At 71.4% G+C, this 13,876-nt stretch carries 19 protein-coding genes and 3 tRNA genes; 5 read left to right on the forward strand and 17 right to left on the reverse strand.

Annotated elements, in window-relative coordinates; genetic code table 11:
* Positions 1-34: 34 nt before the first annotated feature.
* The 5 genes from rplA to ISG29_RS12295 all read right to left on the reverse strand — a co-directional run bounded on the left by rplA (position 35) and on the right by ISG29_RS12295 (position 2,807).
* Complete coding sequence (gene rplA / locus ISG29_RS12275) at positions 35-757, reverse strand: 50S ribosomal protein L1 (RefSeq protein WP_194503722.1); 723 nt, start codon at positions 755-757, stop codon at positions 35-37.
* A 28-nt stretch (positions 758-785) separates the two neighbouring features.
* On the reverse strand, positions 786-1,214 hold the full coding sequence (gene rplK, locus ISG29_RS12280) for a 50S ribosomal protein L11 (protein ID WP_194503723.1): 429 nt from the start codon (positions 1,212-1,214) through the stop codon (positions 786-788).
* A 343-nt stretch (positions 1,215-1,557) separates the two neighbouring features.
* Positions 1,558-2,382 (reverse strand): transcription termination/antitermination protein NusG, encoded by an 825-nt coding sequence (nusG, locus tag ISG29_RS12285; RefSeq protein WP_194503724.1) that lies wholly within the window; start codon positions 2,380-2,382, stop codon positions 1,558-1,560.
* Between the two features lie 55 nt (positions 2,383-2,437).
* A complete protein-coding gene (secE, locus tag ISG29_RS20915; RefSeq protein ID WP_194503725.1) occupies positions 2,438-2,680 on the reverse strand; it encodes a preprotein translocase subunit SecE in 243 nt (80 codons plus the stop codon).
* Between the two features lie 54 nt (positions 2,681-2,734).
* A tRNA-Trp gene (locus ISG29_RS12295) sits at positions 2,735-2,807 on the reverse strand.
* Positions 2,808-2,896: 89 nt separating this feature from the next.
* Here ISG29_RS12295 and ISG29_RS12300 point away from each other — a divergent pair.
* On the forward strand, positions 2,897-3,973 hold the full coding sequence (locus ISG29_RS12300) for an adenosine deaminase (protein WP_194503726.1): 1,077 nt from the start codon (positions 2,897-2,899) through the stop codon (positions 3,971-3,973).
* The gene (locus ISG29_RS21670) at positions 3,970-4,578 is read left to right on the forward strand and encodes a DUF4190 domain-containing protein (RefSeq protein ID WP_194503727.1); all 609 of its coding nucleotides are present in this window, start codon (positions 3,970-3,972) and stop codon (positions 4,576-4,578) included. The genes ISG29_RS12300 and ISG29_RS21670 overlap by 4 nt, the downstream gene beginning before the upstream one ends.
* 5 nt (positions 4,579-4,583) lie before the next feature.
* Here ISG29_RS21670 and ISG29_RS12310 read toward each other — a convergent pair whose 3' ends face one another.
* Genes ISG29_RS12310 through ISG29_RS12320 form a run of 3 tightly spaced genes read right to left on the reverse strand, consistent with a single transcriptional unit; the run spans position 4,584 to position 6,440 of the window.
* Complete coding sequence (locus tag ISG29_RS12310) at positions 4,584-5,657, reverse strand: UDP-N-acetylmuramate dehydrogenase (RefSeq protein WP_194503728.1); 1,074 nt, start codon at positions 5,655-5,657, stop codon at positions 4,584-4,586.
* Positions 5,650-6,036 (reverse strand): MaoC/PaaZ C-terminal domain-containing protein, encoded by a 387-nt coding sequence (locus tag ISG29_RS12315; protein ID WP_194503729.1) that lies wholly within the window; start codon positions 6,034-6,036, stop codon positions 5,650-5,652. Before ISG29_RS12315 ends, ISG29_RS12310 begins: the two co-directional genes overlap by 8 nt.
* The gene (locus tag ISG29_RS12320; protein ID WP_194503730.1) at positions 6,036-6,440 is read right to left on the reverse strand and encodes an FAS1-like dehydratase domain-containing protein; all 405 of its coding nucleotides are present in this window, start codon (positions 6,438-6,440) and stop codon (positions 6,036-6,038) included. The genes ISG29_RS12315 and ISG29_RS12320 overlap by 1 nt, the downstream gene beginning before the upstream one ends.
* Positions 6,441-6,466: 26 nt before the next feature.
* Here ISG29_RS12320 and ISG29_RS12325 point away from each other — a divergent pair, with 26 nt between their 5' ends.
* Positions 6,467-7,477 carry a hypothetical protein gene (locus ISG29_RS12325; RefSeq protein ID WP_194503731.1) on the forward strand — a complete coding sequence of 337 codons (1,011 nt, stop codon included), beginning with the start codon at positions 6,467-6,469 and terminating at the stop codon, positions 7,475-7,477.
* A gap of 82 nt (positions 7,478-7,559) precedes the next feature.
* Here the strand turns inward: ISG29_RS12325 and rpmG are convergent, their stop codons facing one another.
* From rpmG to ISG29_RS12350, 5 genes are all read right to left on the reverse strand, one after another.
* Entirely contained in the window at positions 7,560-7,730 is a 171-nt protein-coding gene (gene rpmG / locus ISG29_RS20925) for a 50S ribosomal protein L33 (protein ID WP_194503732.1), read from the reverse strand.
* Between the two features lie 35 nt (positions 7,731-7,765).
* Positions 7,766-7,842: transfer RNA gene (locus ISG29_RS12335), tRNA-Met, on the reverse strand.
* A 62-nt stretch (positions 7,843-7,904) separates the two neighbouring features.
* Positions 7,905-7,977: transfer RNA gene (locus ISG29_RS12340), tRNA-Thr, on the reverse strand.
* A gap of 83 nt (positions 7,978-8,060) precedes the next feature.
* Positions 8,061-8,651, reverse strand: a complete 591-nt coding sequence (locus ISG29_RS12345; protein WP_194503733.1) for an arsenate reductase/protein-tyrosine-phosphatase family protein — start codon at positions 8,649-8,651, stop codon at positions 8,061-8,063.
* Between the two features lie 25 nt (positions 8,652-8,676).
* The gene (locus ISG29_RS12350; protein ID WP_194503734.1) at positions 8,677-9,855 is read right to left on the reverse strand and encodes an aromatic ring-hydroxylating oxygenase subunit alpha; all 1,179 of its coding nucleotides are present in this window, start codon (positions 9,853-9,855) and stop codon (positions 8,677-8,679) included.
* A 65-nt stretch (positions 9,856-9,920) separates the two neighbouring features.
* On the opposite strand from ISG29_RS12350, the gene ISG29_RS12355 reads away from it, so the two are divergent.
* Positions 9,921-10,532 (forward strand): TetR/AcrR family transcriptional regulator, encoded by a 612-nt coding sequence (locus tag ISG29_RS12355; RefSeq protein ID WP_194503735.1) that lies wholly within the window; start codon positions 9,921-9,923, stop codon positions 10,530-10,532.
* Positions 10,533-10,568: 36 nt separating this feature from the next.
* On the opposite strand, the gene ISG29_RS12360 is transcribed toward ISG29_RS12355, so the two are convergent.
* Together ISG29_RS12360 and ISG29_RS12365 are read right to left on the reverse strand one after the other, a co-directional pair.
* Complete coding sequence (locus ISG29_RS12360) at positions 10,569-11,285, reverse strand: LrgB family protein (RefSeq protein ID WP_194503736.1); 717 nt, start codon at positions 11,283-11,285, stop codon at positions 10,569-10,571.
* Positions 11,282-11,692, reverse strand: a complete 411-nt coding sequence (locus tag ISG29_RS12365; RefSeq protein WP_328828965.1) for a CidA/LrgA family protein — start codon at positions 11,690-11,692, stop codon at positions 11,282-11,284. The genes ISG29_RS12360 and ISG29_RS12365 overlap by 4 nt, the downstream gene beginning before the upstream one ends.
* 59 nt (positions 11,693-11,751) lie before the next feature.
* Here ISG29_RS12365 and ISG29_RS12370 point away from each other — a divergent pair, with 59 nt between their 5' ends.
* Positions 11,752-12,306: a nitroreductase family protein gene (locus tag ISG29_RS12370; protein WP_194503737.1), complete on the forward strand. Its 555-nt coding sequence runs from the start codon at positions 11,752-11,754 to the stop codon at positions 12,304-12,306.
* Here ISG29_RS12370 and ISG29_RS12375 read toward each other — a convergent pair.
* Positions 12,287-12,883 carry a DNA-3-methyladenine glycosylase I gene (locus ISG29_RS12375; protein ID WP_194503738.1) on the reverse strand — a complete coding sequence of 199 codons (597 nt, stop codon included), beginning with the start codon at positions 12,881-12,883 and terminating at the stop codon, positions 12,287-12,289. The genes ISG29_RS12370 and ISG29_RS12375 overlap by 20 nt on opposite strands.
* A 60-nt stretch (positions 12,884-12,943) precedes the next feature.
* Positions 12,944-13,876: a pirin family protein gene (locus tag ISG29_RS12380; RefSeq protein ID WP_328828969.1), complete on the reverse strand. Its 933-nt coding sequence runs from the start codon at positions 13,874-13,876 to the stop codon at positions 12,944-12,946.

Genomic DNA, 13,876 nt, shown 5'->3' on the forward strand with positions numbered 1-13,876 from the left:
ACCCCTCGAGGGTCGATCAGTGACTCGTCGCGAGTCAGGCGGAGGCGGCCTCGTCCTCGACCGCGACGTTCTTGGTGCGGTTCGGGTCGACCTGGACGCCGGGGCCCATGGTCGTGGAGACGGTCACCTTCTTGATGTAGCGGCCCTTGGAGCTGGCCGGCTTGAGCCGCAGCACCTCCTCGAGCGCCGCGGCGTAGTTCTCCGCGAGCTGGGTCTCACCGAAGGATGCCTTGCCGATGATGAAGTGCAGGTTGGCGTGCCGGTCGACGCGGAACTCGATCTTGCCGCCCTTGATGTCGGACACGGCCTTGGCCGGGTCCGGGGTGACGGTGCCGGTCTTGGGGTTCGGCATGAGACCACGGGGGCCGAGCACGCGGCCGAGGCGACCGACCTTGCCCATGAGGTCCGGGGTGGCGACCACGGCATCGAAGTCGAGGTAGCCGCCCGACACCTTCTCGATGAGCTCGTCGCCGCCGACCTCGTCGGCGCCGGCGTCGAGCGCGGCCTGGGCCTTGTCGCCCACGGCGAAGACCAGCACCTTGGCGGTCTTGCCGGTGCCGTGCGGCAGGTTCACGGTGCCGCGGACCATCTGGTCGGCCTTGCGGGGGTCGACGCCGAGTCGCATGACGACGTCGACGGTCTCGTCGAACTTCTTCTTGGAGGTGCTCTTCGCGATCTTGATCGCGGCCAGCGGCGCGTACAGCTCGTCGATCTCGAACTGCTCGAGCGCCGCGCGGTAGGTCTTGCTGCGCTGCATGTCTGTGTCTCTCTCTCGCAGGTCGAAATCAGTCGGTGGTGACGCCCATGGAACGGGCGGTGCCCTCGACGATCTTCATCGCGGCATCGATGTCGTTCGCGTTGAGGTCGGGCATCTTGGTCTGGGCGATCTCGCGCACCTGGTCCTTGGTCAGCTTGCCGACCTTCTCCTTGTGCGGGACACCGGAGCCCTTCTTCAGGCCGGCGGCCTTCTTGATGAGCTCGGCGGCCGGCGGCGTCTTCGTGATGAACTCGAAGGACCGGTCCTCGTAGATCGTGATCTCGACCGGGACGACGTTGCCGCGCATGGACTCGGTCTGGGCGTTGTAGGCCTTGCAGAAGTCCATGATGTTGACGCCGTGCGGACCGAGCGCGGTACCGACCGGCGGGGCCGGCGACGCGGCGCCGGCCTGGAGCTGCACCTTGACCAGGGCAGCGATCTTCTTCTTCGGAGGCATTGCTTCTCTTCCTTGTTCGTGGTCATGACGAGGACGCCGGTGCGCCCCCTGCCACCTGCCTCACCGATGGTGCCGGCGAGCCAGTGCTCGTGGGTCGTGCTTCTCGTGCAGCGACCAGTGTGCGACGAGCCGGGCGCCGGCCCCAAATCGGTCGGTCCCACGTCGGCCGGTCCCACGGTCGGCCGGTCCCACGTCGGCCGGTCCCACGTCGGCCGGTCCCACGTCGGTCGGTCCCACGTCGGCCGGTCCTCGGCCCGACTCCTCTGGTCTCGACACGCGGTCTCGACCTTGCGGGCTCGGTCGAGCGCTTGCTCGACCTCGCTCGGTTCTGCCGGCTTCGCCGTCAGACTCGCTGAATCTGGCTGAAGCTGAGCTCGACCGGGGTCTCGCGGCCGAAGATCTCCACCAGCGCCTTGACGCGCTGGGACTCGGCGTTGATCTCGGTGATCGTGGCGTGCAGCGTCGCGAAGGGGCCGTCGACGACCATGACGGAGTCGGAGACCTCGAAGTCGGCGACCTCGACGGGCTTCTTCGCGGTCGTGGCGCCGCCACCGGCCGGTGCCGTGCCCGCCGCGGCGGCCTCGGCCTCGACGCGCGCGCGGACGGCGGGGGCCAGCATGTCCTCGACCTCGCCCATGGTCAGGGGCACGGGCTGGTGGGAGTTGCCCACGAAGCCGGTCACCGACGGCGTGTGCCGCACAGCGGACCAGGACTCGTCGGTGAGGTCCATGCGCACCAGCACGTAGCCGGGCAGCACGGTGCGCTTGACCATCTTGCGCTGGCCGTTCTTGATCTCGGCGACCTCTTCGGTGGGGACCACGATCTCGTGGATGTAGTCCTCCATGTTGAGCGAGATCGAGCGGTTCTCGAGGTTCTGCTTGACCCGGTTCTCCATGCCCGAGTAGGTGTGCACGACGTACCAGTCGCCCGGCTTGGCCCACAGTTCGCGACGGAACTCCTCGAGCGGATCCTCCTCGGCCAGTTCGTCGTCGGCCTCGTCGGCCTCGTCGGAGTCGTCACCGAGCTCGGAGTCGGGAGAGTCGAGCACGGGGGCGCTCTCCTCGAGCACCTCCTCGGGCGCGACGTCGACCGGAGCCTCGGCCGAGGTGGTCTCCTCGCCCTGCTCGGTCTGCTCGGTCTCGTACTGCTCCGACACTGGTTGCTCCATCACGTCGCTGGGGTTCGTCTGCGGGTCGGCCGAAGCCGGGGTCGAGCGGATCTCGTCAGTTCTGCTGGCCGGTGAAGACCGCGAACGCGAGCTTGCCGAGCCCGAGGTCGAGCGCCGACACGATCGCCATCATCACCAGCACGAAGACCATGACCACGAAGAAGTAGGTGACGAGCTGCTCCTGGGTGGGCCACACGACCTTGCGGAGCTCGGCGATCACCTGCCGCACGAAGGTCGCAGGAGTGGTGCGCGCGGGTCCGTCGTCGCGGACCCTGCGGTCGGTCGCACTGTCGGCCACGGGCCTTCCACTTCCTTCGACTGCTCTCGGTCTTGCCTGGAACGAGTGTTCTTGCAGGGCACGAGGGACTTGAACCCCCAACCTTCGGTTTTGGAGACCGATGCTCTGCCAGTTGAGCTAGTGCCCTTCGGTCGAGACGTTCCCGGGCATGCCGAAGCATGGGGAATCCTCCACCGACGGGCGAGTCTAGGCGGACCGGCAAGCGGCGTCCAAACGATGCCTCTCGGCGGTGCGCCCGTGCCGGGATCTAGGGTGAGCCGGGTGCGTGACCTCCAGGCTCTCCCCAAGGCGCACCTCCACCTGCACTTCACCGGCTCGATGCGGCACGCGACCCTGCTCGAGCTCGCCGAGCGCGAGGGCATCCGGCTGCCCGATGCCCTGGTCAGCGAGTGGCCGCCTCACCTCTCGGCCGCCGACGAGAAGGGCTGGTTCCGCTTCCAGCGCCTCTACGACGTGGCGCGCTCGGTGCTGAGGACCGAGGACGACGTGCGCCGACTGGTGCGCGAGGCCGCCGAGGACGACGTGCGCGACGGCGGCCGCTGGCTGGAGATCCAGGTCGACCCGAGCGGCTACGCGGCACGCTTCGGCGGCATCACGGAGTTCACCGACCTGGTGCTCGACGCGGTCGCAGGAGCCTCGCGTGACACCGGGATCGGCATGGCGGTCGTCATCGCCGCCAACCGCACCCGTCACCCGCTCGACGCCCGCACCCTGGCTCGGCTGGCGGGTCAGTACGCCGGGCGGGGCGTCGTCGGCTTCGGGCTCTCCAACGACGAGCGGCGCGGCAGCACCGCCGACTTCGCCCCGGCCTTCGAGATCGCGCGCCGCGCCGACCTGGCGATGCTGCCTCACGGCGGCGAGCTGCGCGGGGCCGAGCACGTCACGACGTGCCTCGACGCCCTGCACGCCGACCGTCTCGGCCACGGCGTGCGCTCGGTGGAGGATCCCGCCGTCCTGGGCCGTGTCGTCGACTCCGGGGTGGCGCTCGAGGTCTGCCCGGTCTCGAACGTCGCCCTCGGCGTGTACTCCGACCTCACCTCGGTGCCGCTGCCGGAACTGCTGGCGGCCGGGGCCACCGTCGCGCTCGGCGCCGACGACCCGCTGCTCTTCGGCTCGCGACTGGCCGGCCAGTACGCCACCATGCGGGCCGCGCACGATCTCGACGACCCCACGCTGGCCGAGCTCGCACGTATGTCGATCCGCGCCTCACGCGCCCCCGACGACGTGAAGCGCGCGGTGATCCGCGACATCGACGCCTGGCTGGCCGCGCCCGATGAGAGGATGGACGCGTGAGCGACCAGGACCAGCCCGACGAGTCGATGCCCTCGACCCACCAGCCCTATGGCCAGCAGCCGCCACGGGACAACCCGTACGCACCTGGCCAGTCGAGCTACCCCACCCCGCCGAGCCCCTCGCAGGGCCAGCCGTACGGCCAGGAGCCGACCCAGCCGTACGGACAACAGCCCTATGGACAACAGCCCTATGGCCAGCAGCCGTACGGGCAACAGCCCTATGGCCAGCAGCCGTACGCGTCGAAGGATCCCGCGGGTCAGCCACACGAGTACAGCTACGGCTACCAGGGCGCGATCCCGCCCAACCACCCCTCGTCGACGACCGCGATGGTGCTCGGCATCGTCTCCCTGGCCGGCAGCGCCCTCTGCCTGCTGCCGATCATCGTCGCGCCGTTCGCGTGGTGGCTGGGCGCCAAGGCGCGTAAGGAGATCGACCGCGAGCCCCAACGCTACGGCGGCCGCAGTCAGGCGACGGCCGGTTTCGTCATGGGCATCATCGGCACGATCCTGCTCGTGCTCGGGGTCGCGTTCTTCGTTCTCATCATCGCCTTGGCGGCCACCGGCGCCCTCGACGACTCCGGCTCGAGCTACAACAGCAGCTACTGAGCCGGCTACCGGTCCCGGAGCTGGTCGAGGTCGCAGCCGACCAGCACCGGCTCCGGCACGAGCCCGATGCCGTAGGCCCGCTCCACCCGATCGCGGACGGCGCGAGCCAGGGCCAGCAGGTCGTCAGCCGTAGCCCCGCCTCGGTTCGTGAGCGCCAGCGTGTGCTTGGTCGAGAGCGTGACGCGACCGGTGCCGACCTCGGCACCCCAGCCCTTGCCGAGCCCGCTGTGCTCGATCAGCCAGGCCGCGCTGGTCTTGACCCGCCCGTCGGGCTGCTCGAAGGCCGGTGCTCCTTCGGGCACGGCCTCGGGCGCGACCACGGGGTTGGTGAAGAACGAGCCGGCGCTCCAGGTGTCGTGGTCACCGGCGTCAAGCACCATCCCCTTGCCGGCGCGCAGCCCCAGCACCGCCGCCCGCACGTCGACGAGCGGGGCCCGCTGCCCCACCTCGACCCCGAGCGTGCGGGCGAGCTCGGCGTAGCGCACCGGCGCGCCGAGGGTGCCCTGACGCAGCTGGAAGGTCACCGAGAGCACGACATAGCGGTGCGGCTCGGCCTTGAACCGCGACCAGCGGTACCCGAAGCCGCAGTCGGCCAGGGCATACGTGCGCACGCTGCCGTGCTCGCGGTCGTAGGCGCGCACCTGGGCGATGGTGTCGGCCACCTCCTGGCCGTAGGCGCCGACGTTCTGCACGGGCGTCGCCCCCACCGACCCGGGAATGCCGGAGAGGGCCTCGACGCCCACCCAGCCGCGAGCGACGGCCGTGGCGACGAAGGCGTCCCACCCCTCGCCGGCCGCGACGGTGACCAGTGCGCCGCCGCACGTGGGGTCGTCGTCCGGGTCGACGTCGGCGCTCACGCCGGACGTCGCCACCTGCACCACGGTGCCCGCAAACCCGTCGTCGCCGACCACGAGGTTGCTGCCGCCGCCGAGCACGAGCACCGGCTCCCCCGCGGCGTCTGCGGCCGCGACCGCCGCGACCAGCTCGGACTCGGTGCGCGCGACCACCCATGCGCGCGCCGGGCCGCCGAGCCGCAGCGTGGTGTGGTCGGCCAGCCGCGGCGTCTGGCCCTCAGGCACGGACGACGGCCTTGGGCATGCCGAGCACCTTCTGGCCCCCGCTGGTGACGGTGAGCGCGAGCGTCGTGAGCCCGTCGTCGGCGCTCTTCACCTCGCCGGCCACCTCGACCTCGACCCCGCCCTCGGCGGGGACCACCACGGGCTGGGTGAACTTGCAGCCGAACGAGACCACCTCGGCGCCCGGGAACCAGGTGCCGACGGCCCGCGCAGCGAGCGCCATCGTGTACATGCCGTGGGCGATCACGCCCGGCAGCCCGACACTGCGGGCGACGCGCTCGTCTTGGTGGATGGGGTTGTGGTCGCCGCTCGCCTCGGCGTAGGCCACCAGGTCGGCACGGGTGACGGTGAAGGTCTGGGTCGTCAGCGTCGCGTCGGTCATCAGGCACCTTCCCCGCGGTGCACGAGCGTGGCGGTGGTGGTGCACACCAAGGCGCCGTCGGCGTCGGTGATCTCGCTGGCGGTGCCGATGATGTCGTTGCCGCCGATCTGGCGCAGGCTCGCCACGGTGAGGGTCGCGGTGAGCTGGTCGCCGGGCACGACGGGCCGCTCGTAGGCGAAGCGCTGCTCGCCGTGCACGATGCGGTGCAGCTGCACCTGCTCGGCCTCGAGGAAGGCGTTCATCGCGTCGAAGGCCAGCACGATGGGGTATGTCGCCGGCGCGGGCTCGCCCGATCGCCAGGTCGTGCCGGTGGCTGCTGCGAACGCGGCGACGCTGTCGGGCGTGACAGAGTAAAGAGGTGTGGGCGGGAAGGTGCGACCGACGAGGCCGGCGTCGATGGGCATGGCACCAACGTAGTCTGCTCGCGCTGGTGGCCGGTTGCCTCTCCCTGGCCGCCTGCTCGGGCGGGGCGCCGGCCGACGAGCGCGAGGACGCGAGCGCCACCACTCGAGTCGCGCGAGGGCTCTCCGACTGCGACCGGGTGCGGGCCGGGCGGGGCACCTCGCCGCGCTACCTGCGCGGCACCCACCCGACGAGACTCTCGATCTCCGACGCCGTGTGCGACGCGCTGTGGGCCCCGCACCTGCGCGACGGGTTCGTGCCCCAGGGGGTCGCCGTACGGGGGCACACGGGCTGGATCGGCGGGTACGAGCCCGGCGACGGCGGCAAGCTGTACTGCTACGTGGTGCGCGTCGATCTGCGCAGCGCCGAGGCCGAGCGCAGCCGGTGGAAGATCAGCGGCACTGTCGGTACCGGACCGGTCGTGCCGTGCAGGCACGGTGGCGGTCTCGCGATCGACGACCACGGCCTCTGGCTCACCGAGAGCGAGCGGTTGTGGCTGCTCGACCCCCGCTCGCTGGCCACCGTGCGCGTGTGGCGGCTCGCCGACCCGGTGCAGGGGTCGTTCGGCGTGCTCGACGGCACCACGACTCGCGCCGCCCGGCGCATCGGTCTGGGCCGCTTCCGGCCCAGCCGGGTGCACCCCGGCCGAGCCGCGCTGGACTGGTACGAGCTCGACACCGTGCTCACCCCCGGCGTCGTGCAACTCGACGAGTCGAACCGGGGCTCGACCCGACGCATCCCCTACCACGCGCAGGGCGCCGTATGGGCCCGCATCGGCGGCCGCACCGGGCTGTGGCTGAGCCTCTCGAACACCCGGTGCGGAGTGCTCGCGGCGTCCGACGGAGGGCGGGGCGGGCGACGGCTCGCCTGGCCGCCGGGGGCCGAGGGCATGGCCGCCTCACCGCGCGGCATCTGGGTGGCCAGCGAGTCCGGCACCCGGCACTACCAGGGGCTCGGCGGGCGACCCGTCGTCCCCTCGCTCAGCCTGCTCGACGTGAGCCGTGCCGGCCGGTGGCCGGCACCGGTGTGCGAGCCGTGACCCTGCCGCGGAGGCGTCCGGGAACGCCGACGGCCCGCCCGGTGGAACCGGGCGGGCCGTCGTGGACGTCGGTGCGCTGGTGTCAGCGGGTCTCGCGGTGCGCAGTGTGCTTGCGGCAGCGCGGGCAGAACTTCGACATCTCCATGCGGTCCGGGTTGTTGCGCCGGTTCTTCTTGGTGATGTAGTTGCGCTCCTTGCAGTCCACGCACGCGAGCGTGATCTTGGGGCGGACGTCAGAGCTCTTGCTTGCCACGGTGTGTCCTCGGATCGGTGTTAGTCGGTGGGAAGTGGTAGCGGGAGCGGGACTCGAACCCGCGACACCACGATTATGAGTCGTGTGCTCTAACCGCCTGAGCTACCCCGCCACATAGGTGGAGATCCTCCCCCGTGCGACTGGTGCCGCCAGGAGGCTCGGACCCCGGACCAGAGCCCCTTTACGGAATCGAACCGTAGACCTTCTCCTTACCATGGAGACGCTCTGCCGACTGAGCTAAAGGGGCAACGTCGGAGAACAATACACAGCGCTCTCCGGAGACTGAAATCGGCTGGTGTGGACCATCATCATCGCAGGTCAGAGCCCGGTTCAGAGCAGGAAAGGCGCCATGGTCGAGACGGCCTCGTCGATGGCCTGAGCGGCCCGCCGGACGGCACTCTCGGGCTGCCGCCAGGTCGCCGCCACGTCGGGTGCCTCCCGGCCCAGGTGACGCAGGCGCGACGCGGCCGCGACCCGCTCGGCTCGTGGCAGTGCGAGCAGACCCGGCTCGGCCTCGCAGATCGCCGCGAGCTCGGTGAGCGCGAAGCAGCGTCGGAGCATGCGGGGGGCGTATTGGAACACCTCGACCCGGTGGTCGTGCTCGAAGACGAGCACGAGATCGGCGCCGGCCAGGTGGCGGGCGGTGAGCCGCGGCGGCGCGGCCCGGACCGCGGCGAGCGCGGCGAGGCGCTCCTCGGGCACACCACGCTGCCGCATCTCGTCGAGCACCACCGGCGGCACCGGCTCGGCTGCGCGCGCCTTGTGCCCGCCCACCCCGAGCACCGTCACGTCGTCCACCCCGAGGGCCTCGACGCGCCGACGCAGCAGGTGCTCGGCCAGCACCGAGCGACTGCGGTGGTCGACGCACGCGAGGACGACCTCGAAAGCGGCCCGCGACGGGCGGGGCGGAGTGGTCGTCACCGCCTCGGACAGCTCGAGACCCACCTCACTGCGCGGTGAGGTCGATCCCGAGCCGCTCGGCCATGACCCTGACCATGTGCTGCACGCCGATCTCGTTGCGGCCGAGGATCATGTGATCGTGCTGGCCCGCGCGCACACCCGCGCCACACCCGGGCAGCACCCCGTAGTCCTCGTCGCGCACGGCGGCGTGCACCTGCTCGTAGATGTCCTCGTACATGGAGCGCGTGGCGTCGTCCGCAGCCGGGACGATCGACATCCAGCTGTGCCGCACCGTGCAGCGCACCGGGTCGTCGACCGGCAGCATGTCGATGATCTCGACTCCGACCGGGCTGTTGGCCAAGATGAGGTTGGGGTAGACCCAGTAGATGACCCCGCCGTTGGCGCCCGGGCTCCAGTCGCCCTGGCCCTCCTCCAGGTCCGCGATCCACCGGAAGGGCATGTGCAGTCGGTGGTGGGGGCCGAACTCGTCGTAGGCGGCGGTGTCGGCGACGGTGTTCATGCCGATCACGCTCTGCCCGTGCACGAACGGGAAGTGGTAGGACTCCGCGAACGCCTCGAGCGAGTTCTTCCAGCTCACCTCGGCGTCGAACTCGCGCTCCGTCAGGTAGCCGTAGTTCTCATAACCCCACTGGGAGAGCTCGGCGTCGAAGGCGCCGAGGTGCTCGTCGAGGTCGATGTCGATGTCTTCGTCGAGCACCGCCCAGACGAAGCCGTGGCGCTCCTCCGAGGACAGCTCGACCAGGCCGTACTCGCCCTTGTCCATGCCCGCGAAGCCCTTCTTGCCCGGCATCGAGGCCAAGCAGCCCGACGTGTCGTAGGACCACGCGTGGTAGGGGCAGGTGAACCGGCGGCTGACACCGGCGCCCTCGGCCGGACGGGCGCCTCGGTGGCGGCAGTAGTTGAGGAACACGTGGGCGGCACCGTCGGCGTCGCGCGTGAAGAGCAGGTGGGTGCCGAGCACGGTGCGCGTGGCGAAGGAGTGCGGCTCCTTGATCTGCGCGCTCATCGCCAAGGCCAGGGGCGTACTGCGCAACAGCGACAGCTCACGCTCGAAGACGCCCTGGTCGCGGTAGTAGCTCAACGGCACCTCGAGCATGTCGGTGGCGTACTCGGTGGTCTTGGCGTCGACGAGGGCGCGGGTGCGCCGAGTCAGGGCCTCGTCGAGGGGAGCGGGGGCCTCGGTCGGGTTCTCCAGTGTGGTCATGATCGCCGAGTGTACGCTTCTAAGAATATGTATCGTCAATGATCGCCATGCGATAGAACTGCTTCATGCGGACCCATGGCTGGGGCGGCTCACCGCCTTCCGACGACGCAGAGGCGCGCCAGCGTGTGCTCGACGCCGCGCGACGCATCGTGCTCGAGCGGGGCCGCGCCCCCCGGATGGCCGAGGTGGCCCGCGATCTCGAGGTGAGTCGCGCCACCCTCTACCGCTACGCCGGCGACGCCGACGATCTCGTCACCCAGCTCGCCGACGCCCAGATGCCTGCCTTCCTCGCGGCCCTCGAGACGTGCCTGGCCGGCGAGTCCGACCCCGCTCGCGCCGTCGTCGCCGGCCTGATGTTCGTCATCGACCGACTGCCCGAGGATCCCTACCTCTCCCTCGCGCTGGCCACCGACGCCACCGGAGCCCGAGCCCAGAGCATCACCGGGCCCCAGGCGCAGGAGTTCGGCCGCCAGGTGCTCGGCGCCCTGCCCGTCGACTGGCCGGCCGCCGGCTTCGACGCTGTGCGACTCTCCCAGCTGGTCGAGCACATGCTGCGACTCATCCAGTCCTTCGCGGTCGACCCCGGCACTCCCCCGCGGCACGGCGCCGACCTCGAGGCCTACCTCGAGGCGTGGCTGGTGCCGTGCATCGCCGTCGTGCGCGCGCCCGTGGGGTGACGCGTTCCGTCCACCGGCCCGGCGAGGCCAGGCGGGTCAGACCAGCAGGCGTACCAGGAGCGGCACGAGCACTGGCAGGAGCGCGCTGGTGGCCAGGGCGGTGAGGCCCATCGACAAGCCGGAGAACGCTCCCTCGGTCGGGTGCTCGAGCAGCATCCGTGAGGTGCCGATGCCGTGCGAGACGGCACCCGTGGCCAGCCCGCGGGCACGGTGATCGCGCACGCGCAGCCAGGTGAGCACGGTGGGCGCGGCCACCGCCCCCAGGATCCCCGCACTGATGCCGATGGCGGCCGTGAGCGCCGGGATGCCCTGGATCGTGCCCGACAGCGCGATCGCGACCGGTGCCGTCGTCGCCTTGGGCGCCACGGTGCGCATGAGCGTCTCGTCGCCTCCGAGCAGGCGCACCAGGGCCACCGACGAGCCGACCGATACCAGCACCCCGACGACCAGCGAGACCACCAAACCGAGCAGGTACCCCCGCAACCGGTGCAGCTGACGATGCAGCGGGACGGCGAGCGCGACCGTGGCCGGCCCTAGCAGGAACACCAGCCCCTGCGTCCCCTCGACGAAGGGCGCCAGACGGGAGGCCACGTCGCCCGGCAACAGCACCAGGACGGCTCCGAGCACGACCACGGCCACCAGCACCGGTTGCGCGGCGGGGTGCCCGGTACGGTCGCGCACCGCGCAACCGCCGCGGTAGACCAGCAGCGTCGCCACCAGCCAGGTGAGCGGCTGAGCGAGGAACCAGCTCACGCCCCGCTCCCGTCGACGCCCCGCTCGGCCGCGGCCGAGCGCCGGGCCAGGAGCTGCGCCGTCCACCCCACGGCCGCGAGGGCGAGCAGCCAGGATCCGACCAGCGCCACCACGATCGCCAGCCCGTCGGAGCGCAGCACCGTGCCGTAGCCGATCAACCCCACCCCCGCCGGCACGAACAGCAACTGCAGATGGGGTAGCAGCACGTCGGCCGCCACGTGCACCGACCACTCGTCTCGCCCCGCGCGAGCAGACGGCCTCGCACGCCGCCCACGCACCGTCAGCACGACCAGCAGCACGACCATGCCGACGACCGGTCCGGGGATCGGCGCGTGCAGGGCGTGCACGACCACCTCGCCGACCAGCTGGCAGCCGAGCAGCCAGAGCAGTCCGGTCACCAAGGGCACGGGGCGCAGTGTCTCACCGCATCGGAATCGGCCGGACGACGTCGCCGTTGTGTCCCGGTGTGACCGACGTGCCGCTCCTCGGCGACTTCTCCCGCGAACGTTTCAGTCCGGTGCGCTTCGACGCCGAGCACACGGCGAGCGGCGCGGAGGTCGACAGCCTGCTCGACGCGGCGCGACGGGCGCCCTCGGCCGGCAACTCCCAACCCTGGGCCTTCGTCGTCGGGGTGCGCGCCGACGCCGTCCACGACCGCCTGGTGCGTCACCTGGCCCGCAGCTCGGGCGCCTGGGCGCCGCACGCGAGCGTTCTGCTGGCCAATCTCGCCCGGCGATCGGTCGAGCACAGCACGCTGGAGTACTCCGAGTTCGCCCACTACGACCTGGGGCAGGCCGTGGCGCACCTGACCTTCCAGGCCCACCGCCTCGGTCTCGCGGTGCACCAGTTCCGCGCCTTCGACCGCCCTGGGCTCACCGCGGAGTTCGGCGTCCCGCCCCACTGGGAGGTCACGAGCATGGCTGCCGTCGGCCGGGCGCTCGGCTCCCGGCAGGACCACGCCGCGCCCGGCACGAGCCGCGAACGGCGCTCCGTCGCCGACATCACCTGGGCACGCGACTGATCGCGCCTCTCGCGTGGCAGCCCACGAGATGGGGATCGAAGACGCCCGAGGCCTCCATCAGCGCGAACATGGTGGTGGGTCCGACGAAGGTGAAGCCCCGCGTCTTCAGTGCCTTCGACAAGGCGAGCGACTCCGGCGAGGTGGTCTGCTGCTCCTCGGTGGTGCGAGGGGACGGCGGCACGTCGGGCGCGTGCGCGAGCACCAGGCGCTCGAGCGCGTCGTCGCCGTCCTCACGCAACGCGACCGCGGCGCGCGCGTTGGCGAGGGTGGCCTCGATCTTGCGCCGGTTGCGCACGATGGCGGCATCGGCCATCAGCCGCTCGACATCTCCCGCGTCGAAGGCGGCGACGGCGTCGACGTCGAACCCGGCGAACGCGTCGCGGAAGGCGGGACGCTTGGCCAGGATCGTGGCCCAGGACAGCCCCGACTGGAACGCCTCCAGCGTGAGCCGCTCGAACCACGCGCTCTCACCGGCGAGCCGCACCCCCCACTCGAGGTCGTGGTAGGTGCGCATCGGCCCCGCGGCGTCACCCCAGGGGCAGCGCGCCAGTCCGTCGTCTCCGGTGGTGGGGCCCATCGGACCATCCTCGCCCATCGCGCCGACAGCCGGCCCGGGCCGGGCTCGACTGGGCTGGGCTCAGTGGCGCTGGCGGAGGCGGGCGTTGGGCAGCGCGGGCGCCGGGACCGGCGGCTGCGGATCGTCGGCGGGCACGCCGAACCTGCCCGGCAGCAGCGCACCGTCGTCACCGAGCTGCGCCTGCCAGTCCTCCCGCGCGGCCGCGACGTCGTCGTGATCGCGGCCCACGAAGTTCCAGAACATCACGATCGCCTCGCCCAACGGCTCGCCCCCGAGCACCAGCACCCGCGCCGGGGTGGGTCCGGCCTCGAGACGCAGCGTGTCGCGACCGAGGGGGACGACCGCCAGGTCGCCGCGGGCGGTCGCCCGACCCGCCACCGTGGGCTCGCCCGCGTCGACGAGCACGCCGTGCTCGTGCGCAGGGTCGACGTCGACGGCGAGCATGCAGCCGGGCTCGAGCACCAACTCGGCACCGACCAGCGGGGTGCGGGTCGATACCGGTGAGGTGACACCGAGCAAGGAGCCCAGGAAGACCCGGGCCATCCAGCCCGCACCGCTGACGGAACCCGGCGCGTAGTGGTCGAAGTCGGGATCCAGGCCCCGGTCGGCGTCCGGCAGGGCCACCCACAGCTGGGCGCCGTGCAGAGTGGTGGTCGCCGGCGTGGAGTACTCCGAGTGCGAGACACCCTTCCCCGCGGTCATGAGATTCAGCTCACCGGGCCGCACCATCGCGTGTGCACCCGTGGAGTCGCGGTGCTCGATCTCGCCGGAGAACAGCCACGACACCGTCTGCAGACCGGTGTGAGGGTGCGGCGGGACCGACATGCCGCCGGTGACGCTCACGTCGTCCGGTCCGTAGTGGTCGACGAAGCACCAGGCGCCCACCGTCGTGCGCGAGCGTTGCGGCAGGGTGCGACGCACGGTCATGGCGCGTAGCCCGCCCAGCGGGACGTCTCGCGGCGTCAGCAGCTCGACGTCGGTGGGGATCCTCAC

The organism is Nocardioides acrostichi, assembly GCF_015319165.1.
Lineage (GTDB): Bacteria > Actinomycetota > Actinomycetes > Propionibacteriales > Nocardioidaceae > Nocardioides > Nocardioides acrostichi.

Coding starts and splice junctions, on each gene's coding strand:
- ISG29_RS12350 (WP_194503734.1), bottom strand. CDS start 9,855: ATGACCACACTGGAGAACCCGACCGAGGCCCCCGCTCCCCTCGACGAG.
- ISG29_RS12375 (WP_194503738.1), bottom strand. CDS start 12,883: ATGGGCCCCACCACCGGAGACGACGGACTGGCGCGCTGCCCCTGGGGT.
- rplK (WP_194503723.1), bottom strand. CDS start 1,214: ATGCCTCCGAAGAAGAAGATCGCTGCCCTGGTCAAGGTGCAGCTCCAG.
- nusG (WP_194503724.1), bottom strand. CDS start 2,382: ATGGAGCAACCAGTGTCGGAGCAGTACGAGACCGAGCAGACCGAGCAG.
- ISG29_RS12300 (WP_194503726.1), top strand. CDS start 2,897: ATGCCTCTCGGCGGTGCGCCCGTGCCGGGATCTAGGGTGAGCCGGGTG.
- ISG29_RS12355 (WP_194503735.1), top strand. CDS start 9,921: ATGCGGACCCATGGCTGGGGCGGCTCACCGCCTTCCGACGACGCAGAG.
- rplA (WP_194503722.1), bottom strand. CDS start 757: ATGCAGCGCAGCAAGACCTACCGCGCGGCGCTCGAGCAGTTCGAGATC.
- ISG29_RS12315 (WP_194503729.1), bottom strand. CDS start 6,036: ATGACCGACGCGACGCTGACGACCCAGACCTTCACCGTCACCCGTGCC.
- ISG29_RS12320 (WP_194503730.1), bottom strand. CDS start 6,440: ATGCCCATCGACGCCGGCCTCGTCGGTCGCACCTTCCCGCCCACACCT.